The organism is Roseimicrobium gellanilyticum, assembly GCF_003315205.1.
GTDB classification, from domain to species: Bacteria; Verrucomicrobiota; Verrucomicrobiia; order Verrucomicrobiales; family Verrucomicrobiaceae; genus Roseimicrobium; species Roseimicrobium gellanilyticum.
Genome location: NZ_QNRR01000011.1, coordinates 19,628 through 33,822, shown reverse-complemented (window position 1 = coordinate 33,822; position 14,195 = coordinate 19,628). Strand labels below are relative to the sequence as shown.

At 59.5% G+C, this 14,195-nt stretch carries 10 protein-coding genes and 1 other RNA gene; 4 read left to right on the top strand and 7 right to left on the bottom strand.

Annotated elements, in window-relative coordinates; all coding sequences use genetic code 11:
• Positions 1-26 precede the first annotated feature (26 nt).
• From DES53_RS24465 to ffs, 4 genes are all read right to left on the bottom strand, one after another.
• Entirely contained in the window at positions 27-1,373 is a 1,347-nt protein-coding gene (locus DES53_RS24465; protein WP_113960967.1) for a Gfo/Idh/MocA family protein, read from the bottom strand.
• A 108-nt stretch (positions 1,374-1,481) separates the two neighbouring features.
• Positions 1,482-5,573: a ThuA domain-containing protein gene (locus DES53_RS24460; RefSeq protein ID WP_113960966.1), complete on the bottom strand. Its 4,092-nt coding sequence runs from the start codon at positions 5,571-5,573 to the stop codon at positions 1,482-1,484.
• 502 nt (positions 5,574-6,075) lie between these two features.
• Positions 6,076-6,798 (bottom strand): 3-keto-alpha-glucoside-1,2-lyase-like domain-containing protein, encoded by a 723-nt coding sequence (locus tag DES53_RS24450; protein ID WP_113960964.1) that lies wholly within the window; start codon positions 6,796-6,798, stop codon positions 6,076-6,078.
• Between the two features lie 117 nt (positions 6,799-6,915).
• An RNA gene (gene ffs / locus DES53_RS24445) (signal recognition particle sRNA small type) lies at positions 6,916-7,010 on the bottom strand.
• 184 nt (positions 7,011-7,194) lie between these two features.
• On the opposite strand from ffs, the gene DES53_RS33170 reads away from it, so the two are divergent.
• The 3 genes from DES53_RS33170 to DES53_RS24430 all read left to right on the top strand — a co-directional run bounded on the left by DES53_RS33170 (position 7,195) and on the right by DES53_RS24430 (position 9,538).
• Positions 7,195-8,307: a hypothetical protein gene (locus DES53_RS33170; protein WP_170157363.1), complete on the top strand. Its 1,113-nt coding sequence runs from the start codon at positions 7,195-7,197 to the stop codon at positions 8,305-8,307.
• A gap of 51 nt (positions 8,308-8,358) precedes the next feature.
• Entirely contained in the window at positions 8,359-9,156 is a 798-nt protein-coding gene (locus tag DES53_RS24435; RefSeq protein ID WP_113960963.1) for a coiled-coil domain-containing protein, read from the top strand.
• A gap of 226 nt (positions 9,157-9,382) precedes the next feature.
• Entirely contained in the window at positions 9,383-9,538 is a 156-nt protein-coding gene (locus tag DES53_RS24430) for a hypothetical protein (protein WP_170157362.1), read from the top strand.
• 564 nt (positions 9,539-10,102) lie between these two features.
• Here DES53_RS24430 and DES53_RS24425 read toward each other — a convergent pair.
• The 3 genes from DES53_RS24425 to dtd form a co-directional block, all read right to left on the bottom strand.
• Positions 10,103-11,092 (bottom strand): acyl-CoA desaturase, encoded by a 990-nt coding sequence (locus DES53_RS24425; RefSeq protein WP_113960961.1) that lies wholly within the window; start codon positions 11,090-11,092, stop codon positions 10,103-10,105.
• A 124-nt stretch (positions 11,093-11,216) separates the two neighbouring features.
• Positions 11,217-12,815, bottom strand: a complete 1,599-nt coding sequence (locus tag DES53_RS24420; protein ID WP_113960960.1) for an N-acetylmuramoyl-L-alanine amidase — start codon at positions 12,813-12,815, stop codon at positions 11,217-11,219.
• A gap of 96 nt (positions 12,816-12,911) precedes the next feature.
• On the bottom strand, positions 12,912-13,364 hold the full coding sequence (gene dtd, locus DES53_RS24415; RefSeq protein WP_113960959.1) for a D-aminoacyl-tRNA deacylase: 453 nt from the start codon (positions 13,362-13,364) through the stop codon (positions 12,912-12,914).
• 18 nt (positions 13,365-13,382) lie between these two features.
• On the opposite strand from dtd, the gene DES53_RS24410 reads away from it, so the two are divergent.
• On the top strand, positions 13,383-14,192 hold the full coding sequence (locus tag DES53_RS24410) for a SanA/YdcF family protein (RefSeq protein WP_211325668.1): 810 nt from the start codon (positions 13,383-13,385) through the stop codon (positions 14,190-14,192).
• Positions 14,193-14,195: the final 3 nt, after the last annotated feature.

Genomic DNA, 14,195 nt, shown 5'->3' with positions numbered 1-14,195 from the left:
TTGCGTCGCTCGACTAAAGCTTGGATTTAGCCGTCCATGGTCCAGCCGTCGCGATACTGCTTGCCCATGAAGGTGTCCGCTTCAGGCGTATCAGGGCTCTTGCCGGTCTTCGGATCGTACTGAATCTTCTTACCGACACGGTAGGCCACGAGGCCCAGCAGCATCTGCTCAATCATGTCCGCGCTGTAGCCAAAGTCGCAGGAAGTCTTCTTGCTGGGTTCGCGGCAGGCGGCAAGCCACTCCTTCTGGAAGTGCCCCACCGGCGGGATGAGTGTCTCCTTGGTGCGTGGCTTGTAGTAGGTGAGATCGGCATCATCACCGAAGGGCAGGACCATGCGCGTGTCGAAGTCGGAAATCAGGAACCCCTTCGATCCCTTGAACATCGCGCCGTGGCCGATCTTGGTGAGATCGATCATCGGCTTGGGTGCACGTGGCATCACGCCTCCCTGATACCAGCTCACCGTGATGGGGCCGCGCCAGTCATTGGCGGGATGCTCGAAGTGCGACTCGCATTCCACGGGCGTGACGTCCGAGTTGAAGGCTTCACCTTTCGCCGAGACGGAGGTTGGCAGCTTGGCATCCACCACGTTCCACACAATGTCCATGGTGTGGCTGCCCATGTCGCCAATCTGGCCGGCGCCGAAGTCCCAGAACATGTTCCATTCAAGACAATTTGCACCCGCACCGCCCTTGAAGTAGCCGGGGTTGTAGGGGCGATAGGGAGCAGGTCCGAGCCAGAGATCGTAGTTGAAGCCCTCGGGAGGCGTGCCTTCCGCAGGAAGATAACCGGAGCGGCGGATCTGGCGGTTGCCCCACGCGTAGGCGGCCTGGAGATCACCGATGACGCCGTCATGGATGAGCTCGCGCACACGGCGGAAGTTTGCCTGTGCGTGGCGCTGCATGCCCACCTGCGTGGCGAGCTTGCCTTTCTTTTCCTCCCATTTCGCACGCACGGCACGGGCTTCATTTACGGTGATGGCGAGGGGCTTTTCGCAATACACGTGGAGGTTGCGGCTCAGGGCCCAGCTCGCGATGAATGCATGCGTGTGGTCGGTGGTGCAGATCACCACGGCGTCGAGGCCCTTGTGATCCAGCGCCTTTCTCCAGTCGACATACGTCGTCGCATTGGGAAAACGCTTGAGCGCGTCCGGGAAACGTTTTTCGTTTACGTCGCAAAGCGCTACCACATTCTCTTCGCTGAGAGCATCGTAGTGCGCGAGGCCACGGCCCCACACACCGATAAGCAGGATGTTCAGCTTGTTGCTGGGAGCATCCGCACCGAAGAGCGGGCGGGTAATCATCGTGCCAGCCACGAGGCCTGCGGAGGCCACGAAGCGTCGGCGTGAGAAAGCGGGCTTGGAGTCAGTGTTCATGATCGGGGAGAGCAAAGCAGAAAACTGAACGCTCGTGAAGACCCCGATTGATCGGCTCCCAAATAATTCGTTCTCGCAAGGAAGCAATCTTGGATCAGCAGGATCAATTCAGGGCTGTACACGGGCCCCAATCAGGGACAGTTCAGAGAGCCTCTCGACGTCGTCCTGCTTGGCCGCCCAGCAGATTCCACGCAATACGAGAAGACGGTAGAGCGGGTCATCGAACGTCCAGGTGTAGTGTCCTGGGATGCAGCCAAAGACACGCCCCTTCCCGCGCTCCATGGTCCAGAGCTGCGGTTGCGGTGCCTGATCTTCCTGTGAAGTGGCGAGCAATGACACGCGGCTGGGTTCACCACGCAGGTTCCAATAGGACTCATCCGTGAATTTCAGCTTCTTGAATCCCTGGGTGATCGGGTGCCCGGAAGTTGTGAACTCAAGTTCCATGTCACCATGTCGGAACTTCGAGAATGAGAAGGCAAGGCCCACACGCTCCGCGAGAGGCATGGCGTGTTTTCCGCCTTCAATGGCCCAGTGGAGATAGACGAGCCCGCCGCCACGTTCCTGATAGTCATCCAGCAACTTGGCGGTCCGCAGATCCCAACCTGTGTTTCGGGAGTAGAACACCGTTACATCTGCTTTGGCGAGTTTCTCAACGCTTGGAAATCCTTCGCAGGTATCCACCTGTACCTTCTCACCGAGGGAGAGCAGACGCGTCCAGCGCTCCAGCCACAGTGGATAGTCATGCTCATCAATGCCGTGGTCCTTGGTGTCGATGACAAGGAGGATGCGTAGCGGCTTCCATGTGGCACGCATTTCAGCGGACGCTGTTGGTGGCAGCAGGGAAGCCATTTCCTTCAAGGAACGTGGCGCAGGCGCAGGAGGATCCACGCGCGTGATGGTCGCAGGTTCCAACGGTGCCGTCAGCAGGAAGGTCAGCAGGTCTTCTTGCTGCGTGGCGCTCAACCGCTTGCTGAAGTCTTCTGGCATGAGCGAGATCTTCATGGGCTCGTTGGCTGCCACCTTGTCGCGACTCATCTCCATCTGCGCACTGCCCGGCAGGCCAATTTTCACCGTCTCTCCTGCTCCGGCTCTGATGATGCCCGCGAGACTGGTGCCATCCTTCATCTTCACCACACTGCCAAATTGATCGGGATTGATGGTGGCGGAGGGACGCAGGATGTCCTGCAGCACAGAGCCACGATCCCGGTGGACGAGATTCGTGAGGTCCGGCCCAAAGGCGAGTCCCTCCCCGCGCAACGTATGGCACGTGAAGCATGCGGCCTGACCGAAGAAGAGCCGCCGCCCTTCCATCCAGTTCCCTTTCACATCGGTGCGGACTTTCGCGAGCGCAGGTGTCGCCTTTTCACTCGTCTTCCTGGTTTCTGCGGTCCATGGCACATAGACGCGTGATGTTCCCAGCGCGAGCTTTCGGCCCTGACCTTCGAGGTAAAGGTCCCCCAATGATGACAAAGCACTCGCAGTGACACTGAGAGGCTTGAGCCTTCCCGCGTTCGCGAGGTCGTGAGTGATCCGCACTTCGTCACTCTTTCCACCACTGCACACCGTGAAGAGCGCATTCACAAAGGGGTCTGTCGTGGCGTCCCAGTCGAGCTTCGCTCCCGGCTGGACTGCTGGGACAAAGGGATTGGACGAGTCCACCAGAGCACTCATGGACACCGTGCCGCCTTCAGTCACCTTCTCAAAAAACGTTTCATGGTCAGCAGAGCCACGGGAAAGTTCCTTTGATACAAACACCGAAGGATGCGGCAGCACACAGGTGGTGGCTTCACCCGTGGCCGCCTTTGAACTCCCGACCACTCCATTCAAGGTGAGCGCCAGGTCCATCTCTGCCTTTTGTTCCAGGCCACCCTTGGGGATCCACTTCTGTGGCACCGGCAATGTCACCGCGTAACCCACCGCCTCTGTCTGCCTGGACACACGTAGAATGAGTGTCCGCTGATCCTGGCTCATGGAAAGACCCAGCACTTCCACCCAGCGCCGTGGGGCACCCATTTGGTCCCGCACCACTTGGTAGCCGGGACGCACGGTCTCATAGCGGTCCCCGGCGCTGACGAATTGCCCGGCTTCGATGCGAATCTTCTTCAGCGCGGCCGCCCAGTCCGCGGGATCGAGTTTGCGATCAAAGGCAATCCGAAACTCATCCAAGGCCGAAGCCCACGCCATCACTGGTTGCGGAGTTTCTTTTCCCAGATAGCGAATCTTGAAGAGGCGGCCTTCGCCCGCGGGCCCGGTGCCCCAATCCGGAGGACCACTGTGGCAGGCCAGCAGCAGGTCTCCTTGGGGCGTCACGCACGCATCCACAAGCAGCATTCCCAGGCAGGCAAGGAGATGATTTTGCGCCACGTATCCCTGTGGCGTCTTCACCAGCTTGGTGCGCCAGAGTTTGCCACGTGACTCGCCGCACATGATGACATCGCCTGCCCAGAACTTGGGGCCAAACGACGGACCACCGTTCACGCCCTCGTTGAAAACCATGCCCACGGTGCTCTGGTGCTGCGGGCCATACTCCATCACGGCGGGCTCATCCACCACGTCTGGCAGATGCTTGGGATGCCTGGGCGGGAAGCCATAGTGCTTCCCACGCTCGATGTGCAGGAGTTCATCGAAGGGATTGCCGTTGGGCAACCAGGTCGCGCCCTCCTGCTCGCTTGCGAAAAGGTCTCCTGCGCGATTGAAGGCCAGCGCGCACGTAAACCGCACACCGCTGCAGATCGTCTCCTGCTGGGAAAAGTCCGCACTCAGCCGCTGGATCGTTCCACGCACTCCGCGCACGTCATAGCCTGACTTGCCCGTGTTCCGGTCCATGAGATAGCCGTCCGCAAAGTTGGTGCAGCCAAGACCAAAGTAGAGCGAGCCGTCCTTGGGATCTCTTGCGAGGCCAATCGTGTCCACGCCATGAAAAGTTTCCTTCCAGCCGGAGGCAATCACCTTCTCTCCGTCAGCACGATCATCGTCATTGGCATCGGGGAAGAAGGATACCTTGCCCTTGCTGGCCACGAACACACCCTTGCCATGGGGATCGCCCTTTTCGGAAACCACGATGCCCAGTGCGCCACGCATTGTCGTCTGATCCCAATACGGTGTGCTGCGATCTTCCAGTCCGTCCCCATTGGTATCGCTCAGGAGATGGATGCGCCCATCATAACCGAGCGCCACCACCTTGCCATCAGCTCGGTAGCGGATGTTGTTCAGATTCCCGATGCGTAGCGGCAGCTCCTCCACGGTGAATCCAGGCACGAGCATCTGCACCAGCGGCGGGCTCTCCAATACTTCGAGCGCGTGTCCCTGCACCCCATCGGAGAGTGCGTGCAGGGCCGGCATTTTCGCCATGAGTTGCTGCTCAACCTTGTCCCTTTCCGCATCTGTCAGCGCGCGATTGTAGATCAGCACCGCTGCCATGTCCCCTGCGAAGAATCCCTGCACATAGGGAGGCTGCCCCGCATCATGTGAATAGCGTCGCGCTCCCACGGTGATTTGATCCAGGCCGATGTGGGACTCCAGGCGTTCGCGGTCACCGGCTTTGATGCCATCCACGAAGACCTCATTGCCTGTCTTGCCGATGCGTGAACGAATCGTGAACACATGAAACGCGCCAAAGGGCCGCTCCGCCGCTCCCAAGATGCCGGGCACCAGCAGATCACGAAATCCCGCTGCGCCTGCGGACTCCACATTGATCACACTCAGCCCATCCGTGGTGGCCGGACCCTGATCCACATTCAGCCCGCTGGTGTAGTCGTTCTTGCCGGTCTCTGCTGTGGAAAGCAGGGCGGAGAACGTCCCGCTATTTTTCTTCGGCGCCGCCAGTAGAAAGATTGTGACCTCAGGAGCGAGTTGCCTTCCCGGCGTGACGGACAGGAAATCATCCTTCCCATCGAAACGCAGGAACGCCGCATCTTGATTGCTCACGAGGACCGGCCTGCGATCCGCCACCGGCTGCACTGCATGCGCCTGGCCTTTCGCGTCATCGAGCCATGCATCCACCGCCCGGCGGTTCAGCAGAGGCGGTAGCGAGGATGCCTGCCTCAGCGATGCCTGCACGCTGGCGTCCAGCGAGAGCACGAGGCCTTCCTTCACCCTCGGCGATTCTCCAGGGACGGGCGACTGATCCTGCGCTCCCGCGGGAGCGGCGATTAGGAATGCGGGGAGCAGCAGTTGGGAAAAATGGCGGCAGCGATGCATGGAGCGGGAAGCAAACGTCTCGGATGCATCCCTCGTGTCTCAGGCCCCGGAAAAGGTTCAGTGCTCCGTGTGGGTCACCTTCACCGTGTCATTCTCCCATCCGGCTCAAGCTGCGGACTCTTTGTAGCCGTCTCTCCCAGCACCAGCATGACCGCGTGTTTCTTCCTGCCGTCGATGAAAGTCGGCAAGCTTTTGCCGGCACAAGACGAGCTGATCTTCCGCGGATGCGAGCCTCTGGAGGTAGTCCGCCTCCTGGAGTCGCCACGCCACACTGCCCTTCCACGGAGAGGCCCGGTGAGTGGTCATGAGGTGCCTGATAATCTTGAGGCGCCAGTGAGCATGATAGAGGTCATCCAAATGGGTCAGTTCCGGGTCCATGGGGGGTGGTCGGTCTTGCATGCATCGTTTGGCATACGCCGGATGGCCCCACCCGCAGGGTTCTTTTCTGAGGCAATAAAAAAGGCGACGCATTCCCGCGTCGCCTCATGGGCAGTGATGTCTTTTACTCAGACTTCTTTGGACGGGCCGCTCCTTTGCGTGTCGGCGCGGCGGCAAGCTGGCTGCCGGGTGCGGGCAGGGTCGTCTTCACCTTCTCCCACTCGGGATTGAGCGTCGCCTCGCGGATCGTGAGATTGCGGAAGTCCACCGACTGCCCTCCCACCGTGAAGCCGGGGTTCGCCCGCTCTTGCTTGAAGAGGTCGTTGCTGCCCCACGCCACCAGGTCGTCCACTTTGCCCAGCAGGGTGTCGCCCACCATTTCCAGACGCACCTTGTGCCAGGTGCCAGGCTGGAAATTCACGGAAATGCGCGCGAAGACCACGGCTTTGTCCGGTCCTTCGTGGTCATTGTCATCCCGCTGAATAGACACCGTGTTCGGGGTGATGGCGATGCGGGCCATGTGATCCTTCACGGCATTGATGCTGAGGCTGGTGGACTTGGCCCCTTCAAACTTGAATTCGTACTCGATGACGAAGTCTTTCAGCTTCGTGTTCATGCGGGTGACGGCGCCGTGCTTGTCCTCCGCTTTCTCCGAACCGCGCCACGCTCCCTCCTTCAATTCCCAGCCACCTTTGACGGCGCGCCACGGGGCTCCCGGTGCAGTGTCGAGTTTGCTTTCAAGGATGATCTTCCCTGGCACGGCCAGCAGCGGGGCATCTGCAGCGGCGAGGGGCGACGACAGCAATCCAACGGTGATAAAAGCGGCAGAGAGGACGACGGACTTCATAGCTGGCCCGTGGAACGGAGTAGCCAGACACTTATTGCCATGAAATCCGCCGGCAATGGGCAAAACAGACTCTGGTGCCCAAGCCACGAGGTGCACCGTTCGTGCAAATTTCAAAAAAAAGGCCAGGGAGCCGCGGCAAGGAAAGACTGACTGCCGTTGCTGCCTTCCGGCCCTGGCGGGGTTCGCCAGCTTGCCATCCACGGTCCCTGACGCGCTCAGCATGGCACGCACCGCGTTGAACTCAAACGGGAATTGCCATTCTAGCGCAATGATGCGCAAAAAAGGTCCCGCCACCGCTCTTGAGTCGCACTTTTTATGTTGTCTCAGGGGAGGCTTTTGGATAGAAAAGGATCCAATTCACAAATTTCTCTGCCGATTTAACCTGCTGTTCCTCACATGCTCTGGAAAGTTTTGTCCATTTTCTCCGCGCTCGCCTTGGCCGCGGGTGCTTATTTTGCGAACCTCAACAGGGGCGTTCACGAGCAGGAGCGTGTCATGGGCGACCGTGCCAAGAGCAATCTTGAGAAAACAGACGCTCTCATGAAGGAAATCGCTGAGGTGAAGACCCAGCGTGACGAGGAGCTCAAAACGGCCGAGACCAAGCGTGACCAGATCAAGTCCCAGGTCACCGAAGTGGATACCAACACCACCGCCAAGCAGGCTGAGGTGGAGCTTCTCAAGAAGAGCCACGAGGAGGTTTCCAAGCAGCTCACCCAGCTCGAAGAGCAGATCCGCAAAGCTGGTGACATCAAGTTGCTGGTGGCCGACATCGAGAAGCTGAACAAGGAGAAGGAAGCCTCCGTCGCTGAAGTGACCAACAAGGATCAGCAACTCGCCTTCGCGGATGAGAAGATCAAGAAGGTGACGCTGGAAATCGGAAACATGGGCGAAGTTCAGAAGCGCATGCGCGCTGGTGTCCTCGCCCCGGACTTCACCGCCCGCGTCTCCGCCCCGTTCAATGAGTTCGGTTTCGTGATCCTTAACAAGGGCAACCTCGGTGGCATGATTGCCAATGCAATACTGGATGTGAAGCGCGGTCGCTACGTCGTCGCCAAGCTGAAGGTCCGCGACGTGGAGCAAGCCTCGTCCGTGGCGGATGTGGTGCCCGGCACATTGGCCCAAGGTGAGACAATTCGCCCCGGCGACCTCGTGGTGGCTGCACCGCAGCCTCCCGCTCCTGCTCCCGCTCCCACGGCTGCACCTGATCCTGGTGCTCCCGCCCCTGCTGGCGGTGCCACTCCTGCCCCTGCTCCTGGTGCAGATCCTTTTGCTGCTCCTGGTGGTGGTATGGCTCCGGCAGCCCCTGCTGCTCCTGCGGCCCCAGCCGCGGCGGATCCCTTTGCTCCCGCTCCCGCTGGCGGCATGGCTCCGGCAGCCCCTGCTGCTCCCGCAGCCCCCTCCGCAGCGGATCCTTTTGCCCCCGCTCCTGCTGGCGGCATGGCTCCCGCCCCTGCTCCTGCTCCGACCACACCTCCTGCTGGTGCTGACCCCTTCGCCCCGAAGCCCTAATCAGCCGCCTCCTTTCTTTCGCGCAGTCCTTCCGCCCCTTTTTCCGAAGCCATGACCAAAGTCCTCTTCATGCTCAGCGCCGTCGTAATGGTGGTCGCTATTGTCATCTCCTACCAGAACAACCAGTCCCTGGTAAACCTCCGCACCGAGAGGCACAAAAGCGATACCAAGCTGAAGGTGGAACGCGCCAACGCGGACAAGCTCGCGACCGAAGCCGAGACCGCGAAGAACAAGGTCGCCACGGCGAACATGGAAATCACGAATGAAGAGGAACGCCTCAACTTGGCCAAGAACAAGCTCCGCAATGCGGAAGCCGAAGCCGAGCGCACCCAGAAGGACGTCGAGGCCGCCAATACCAAGATCTCGGAGTACAAGACGGAGATCGATAAGATTGCCAAGGACCTTCCTCCCGGCTTCTCCATTGAGAAGGCTCCGGAAGTGATGAACAGCATCAAGAAGGAAATCGCGGACAACCAGACGAAGGCTTCCAAGACCCAGGAGCTGATCGATGCCAAGGAAGGCGAACTCAAGAAAGTTCAGAGCCAGCTTTCCGACATCGTGGAAAGCATTGAGACCCGCAAGAAGTCCTTCGACCGCAACTCCCTCTCCGCCACCATCGTGGCCGTGAACAACGACTGGGGCTTCGTGGTCATCGAAGGCGGCGAAAACAAGGGCATCACGGTGGATACCAAGCTCCTCGTGACCCGTGGCAACCAGCCCATCGGCCGCCTGCAGATTGTGTCCGTGGACCAGAGCAAGACGCTGGCGAATATCGACATGAAATCCGTCCGCAACGGCGTGGCCATCTCCCCCGGGGACCGTGTCATTCTCGAAACGCTGTACCAGTAAGCCAACGGCGAATACCTGCGATAAAGATTTGCGCGCCCGGGCTGACCAGCCCGGGCGTCTTTTTGCCTTCGCAGACCTCCATCATTCCCCCGACCGCAGGAGGGACGTCAGGAAAGGGCACAAGGGGCAGTCTGGCTCTTGCGCAGGAGAGTAACGCGATTATGCTCCGTCACGTATGAAGCGAGTGAATCTGCGTCGGCTCCTGCAAAGCTTTCTCCTGTGCCTTGTGGCCTTTTCCGCAATTGGCTGTGCCGCCACGGACGAGCCCAAGAAGAAGGTGCCCGTACCGCCCAGCGATGATTCCAGCGGCCTGCCGTGGAACCGTCCCCGCTCCTTCGAAAGCGGCGCCGGCATGGGACGCATGATGCCGCAGTCGCGGTAGTCTACCGGAATCCCCCGGCCATCCTCATGAGCTTCGGCAGGCCACGTGCTTTTGCCGGAGCTTGTTCTTCCGGCTCGCGGTAGCAGCACGCTGTGGTGCGTATCAGACCACCGGCAGAGAAGTGTGCCTCATCAGCTGTTCGTGCTCATTCGCAGCGGCGTCGTGGTGGTATGACAGGTCCTTGTTGCGACGAAGTTCCGGTAGGTCCTTCTGCACAGCTGCCGTTGTCAGGATGAAGAGCGGATGCGTGAGGGTGGACGTGGCCCGCTCAGCTCGCTTGCATTCAGGCGCGTGAGTAATTCGCCTTGCCTGACGCCTCCTTGGAGCGTGCGCATCCAATAATGAGTTGTGGAGCAGGTGCGGGCACCGAGAAGCGATTGAACGAGACAGTTCAGCAGCACACGAGGCGATTGGCTGGCGGATTGCTATGTCATACGTTGCCGCAGTTCAGCCTGGCAATGCCGGCTCCCATAACAGTGATGGCAAGATGCGGGCGGCTCATGTGGCGTAAACTTTTGAGGCGCGTCTGGTGATCCAGACACGCCTCGAGTTCACGCCGGCGCATCAGCGGTGGGATGCGTCAGGATTCTGTGCGTGGAGGCGCGCTTCTTCGTAAATGTGCGCGGGCACCGGACGCAGGTCCCAGATGAGGCCCATCCAGGAGAAGATCTTCAGCATGTAGTAGCTGACGTCGATTTCCCACCAGTAGAAGCCCTGCTTCGCAGAGTGCATGTAGCGGTGGTGATTGTTGTGCCAGCCTTCACCCAGGGTCAGGAGAGCAAGGAAGAGGCTGTTGCGGCTGGTGTCTTCCGTCTTGAAGCGGCGTTTGCCGAAGACGTGGGCCAGCGAGTTGATGAAGAAGGTGCCGTGCATGAGGGCTACGGTGCTGATGAAGAAGCCCCACACGAAGAGCTGTGCGCCGCTCGTGCCAAGTCCGGGAGCCCAGGTCTGAAGAGCCCAGCCGATAAGCCAGAGCGAGATGCCGTAGAGCACGGGGACCAGCACGTCGTGGCGGTTGAGGAAAACGATTTCGCGGTGCTTCATGAAATCCTTCACGCGGCTGTAGTCCGTCGGAAAGTTCTTCGGGCTGGTGATCCAGCCAATGTGCGACCAGAGGAAACCCTTGAGGGTGGGGGAGTGCACATCCGGATGATCATCCGAGTGCTGGTGGTGGTGGCGATGATGAGCTGCCCACCAGAGGGGACCACGCTGCATGGCGGTATTGCCCCAGACAGCGAAAATGAACTGCACAAAGCGCGAGGTGCGGAAGGTGCGGTGTGAGAAGTACCGGTGGTAGAATGCCGTGATGGCAAACATGCGGGCGAAATAGAGAAGCACCGCCGCAGCGAGCGCGAACCAGCTAAAGCCCACCCAGATCACGGCGAAGCAGCCAGCGTGAATGATGATGAAGGGAAGGCACCGTTTCCAGTCCACGCGATCTTTGGCGTGGGCCTGTTCCTCGGTGGTGCAGTAGTCGTTGTCCACCCACTGACGGGCAGTGGTGAAAACTCCAGAGAGTAAACGTCGAAAAGCGGAAGGTTGGGTTTCAGTCATGTTCGGGGCACGCAAGTGTCGCATACCGGCACCGAGCAGATCATGCCTTCAGCGATTTTTTCGTGAGTGGGCGGGTAGACTAAGTCACTCCGGCGGTAAGCACAAGGCCTATCGAGAAGTTATCTCATCTTGAGCCCATGGGCCGGACACCGCTGGGACGGAGGGCCCTTTTGTAGTTCATGATGGCCTGGCACAGGGTCGCGGCCATCTCTCTACGGAAATTGTCGGCGGCGATCAGGCGGCCATCGACCGGGCTGGTGACAAATCCGCCCTCAAAAAGCACTCCGGGACGCTCCAAACCCTTCAGCACGTACCAGCGAGCGCGTTTTACACCACGGTCCACGAGCTTGAAGTGATTTACCACGGAGGCATGGATGGCGGTGGCAAGGGCAATGTTCTCCGAGTCACGCTGATTCCCGTTGAAGGAGTAGGCGTCGACTGTACGCGAGCCGTATACGGACGATGCACCTTGAGGTGTCAGGGCGAAGGTCTCGATACCCGTTCCGGTGCTTGGCCCGGAGTTGAAGTGCAGGCTCACGTAGATGCTGTTCGGGACTTTGTTGGCGAACTGTACGCGGCCGCCGAGCGAGATAAAGGTGTCTGTCGTGCGGGTCATCACTACCCGAATGCCTTGAGCCTCAAGCTGTGACTTCAACGCAAAGGCCAGTTTCAGGGCGAAATCCTTCTCGTATCCGTAGATGCCCCGTGCCCCAGAGTCATGTCCGCCGTGACCCGGGTCGATAACCACCGTGTCGAAGCCGCTGCTGGTATTAATATAGCTGGGGCGTAGAACGGGGTCGATAAGCTTGCACAGGTCCAGCCGTGAGAAACAGGGCTTGCCATTGAGTTCCAGCACCGGGTCGTTCATCACGAACTTGATATTGTTGATGAGGAGGTCCTGGCTGCCAATCGTGGCCCGCATGATGAGCACGGGTGAGGTGAAGGACACGCGATTGCCGTCCGCTTCCAGATTGTGGAACCGATAAAAGCGGTGGATGCTATTTGCTGTGACGTAGTCAGCACCTTGATAGTGAAGGATTTCCCAGCCAGAGATGTCGCTGCTGGTGGTTACTGCAGCCGCCGTCTTGCTTCCCTTTGCAGCCTCGGATCTAGCTTTCTTATCGGCCTCGGTTTCATGGCCGAACTCGGAATCCGGCTTCTCCTTCGGGTCCATTTCCCGGGAAGTTGCCTTGGAGGTGGAGGTCACATCCCTCGGCTCTGCGGGCTTGGCAGGCTCCGTTTTTGACTCCGGCTTCACGGTCTTGTCGGCCGTTTTGCTCGTGGACTCCTTGTCCTTGGATTTTTCGGATTCTTTGGTCTTGGGCTCCTCTTTGGGGGGATCAACCTTGGCGATGATCTTTGGCTTCGGGGCCGGTGCAGGCTCGGTCTTGGGCTTGCTTTCTTCCTTCTTGGCAGTGTTCGCAGCAGTGTTCGACGACGAAGAACTGCCCTTGGAGGACTTGCTGCCTGACTTGGTGGTCGTGGCAGGAGCGGTCTTCTCGGTCTTCTCAGGGGTGGACTTGGTTCCACCGGAGGAGGAAGGTGTGGTGGTAGTCTTGCTGCCACCCTTGGTGGACTTTTTGCCAGACTCCTCTTCCTCAGACGCCTTCTTCTTGGTCGTCGTCTCAGCACCCACCGCCAGACCACCCGCGCTGGAGCATAGCAACAGCATGCTCAACATCACCGTTGCAGGACGCAGGAAAAAATGTTCCACAGGGGTCATTTTGGGCGCAGAGAATACATGGGTCCACCGTCTTTGCAACGCCTGACCCGATCATGCTGGACTTGGACGCCCGAAGGGCGGATTTGCTCAATGGTCCTACTCCTTGGCCTTCGTGTCCATCCAGATCGTCACGGGGCCATCGTTCACCAGGGATACTTTCATGTCCGCCCCGAAAACCCCACGTCCCACCGGTCTCCCGATTTCCCCCTCCAGACGGGCAAGGAACTTTTCGTAAAGTGGGATCGCTGCCTCCGGTCTTGCCGCCCGGATGAAGCTGGGGCGGTTGCCTTTTTTCGTGCTTGCGTGCAGCGTGAACTGGCTCACTACCAGTGCGTCACCGCCGATCTCGGTGATGCAGGCGTTCATCTTGCCCTCTGAGTCGGAAAAGATACGCAGCCGGGCGAGTTTTCCGGCCAGCCACTCGATGTCCTCATCCTGATCTGCTTCTTCGATGCCCAGCAGGACAAGCAAACCAGCCCCGATTCGGGCCGCTGACTTCCCGTCGATAAGTACTTCCGCAGTGGAAACCCGTTGAACCAACGCTCGCATGGAGCAGGATGCTAGCGCATGCGTCAAGATTCCAAGGTCCAAGGTGGTCGCGCGAAATTTGGCGTGGCGGCGTCTATTACCGGAGCGAGGCCAGAGCGGCGTTCCCTCGGGGAGTGGATCCATGGCGAGATGGTCTGGTTCGACAAATTCCTGAAACGCTGGCTGGTGCGCATCATGGTGCTGGGGACCCACCTGGCCATTGCCATCACCGCCTTCTACTTTGCGGTATGGGGCATGGCGCGGGGCAAGGTGTATGACAATATTGCCGACATACCGAGCAGGGAGTGCGGCCTGGTCCTCGGTACCGTGCCGAAGACGGATGGTCGCAGCAATCAGTTCTTCAAGGCTCGCATGCTGGCAGCCGCAAACCTCTATAAGGAGCAGAAAGTTCGCTACCTCATTGTCAGCGGAGACAACTCCCGCAATGGTTATGACGAGCCCAGTGAGATGAAGGCGGCGCTCATCGCCCTCGGCGTGCCAGCCACGAAGATCTACTGTGACTATGCGGGCTTTCGCACTCTCGATAGTGTCATTCGTGCCCGGAAGGTATTTGGCCAGAAAGAGTTCACCATTATCTCCCAGAAGTATCACAACGAGCGGGCCATCTACATCGCCCACCGCAACGGCTTGTCCGAGTGTGTCGCCTTCAATGCCACGGATGCCACTGGCGCCATCATGTGGAAACAATATGCCCGCGAGACCATCGCCCGCGTGATGGCGGTACTCGATGTCGAGTTCCTCAAGACCGAGCCCAAGATGCTGGGCGAGCCCGTCTACATCGGCGAAAAGTCTCCGCCCGTGGACGCGAATCCTCTGCCACTGAGGTAGGAA

What these genes read in the sequence shown, in the direction of transcription:
- DES53_RS24465 (WP_113960967.1), bottom strand. Translation starts at nt 1,373, where the DNA reads ATGAACACTGACTCCAAGCCCGCTTTCTCACGCCGACGCTTCGTGGCC.
- DES53_RS24460 (WP_113960966.1), bottom strand. Translation starts at nt 5,573, where the DNA reads ATGCATCGCTGCCGCCATTTTTCCCAACTGCTGCTCCCCGCATTCCTA.
- DES53_RS24450 (WP_113960964.1), bottom strand. Translation starts at nt 6,798, where the DNA reads ATGAAGTCCGTCGTCCTCTCTGCCGCTTTTATCACCGTTGGATTGCTG.
- DES53_RS33170 (WP_170157363.1), top strand. Translation starts at nt 7,195, where the DNA reads ATGCTCTGGAAAGTTTTGTCCATTTTCTCCGCGCTCGCCTTGGCCGCG.
- DES53_RS24435 (WP_113960963.1), top strand. Translation starts at nt 8,359, where the DNA reads ATGACCAAAGTCCTCTTCATGCTCAGCGCCGTCGTAATGGTGGTCGCT.
- DES53_RS24425 (WP_113960961.1), bottom strand. Translation starts at nt 11,092, where the DNA reads ATGACTGAAACCCAACCTTCCGCTTTTCGACGTTTACTCTCTGGAGTT.
- DES53_RS24420 (WP_113960960.1), bottom strand. Translation starts at nt 12,815, where the DNA reads ATGACCCCTGTGGAACATTTTTTCCTGCGTCCTGCAACGGTGATGTTG.
- dtd (WP_113960959.1), bottom strand. Translation starts at nt 13,364, where the DNA reads ATGCGAGCGTTGGTTCAACGGGTTTCCACTGCGGAAGTACTTATCGAC.
- DES53_RS24410 (WP_211325668.1), top strand. Translation starts at nt 13,383, where the DNA reads ATGCGTCAAGATTCCAAGGTCCAAGGTGGTCGCGCGAAATTTGGCGTG.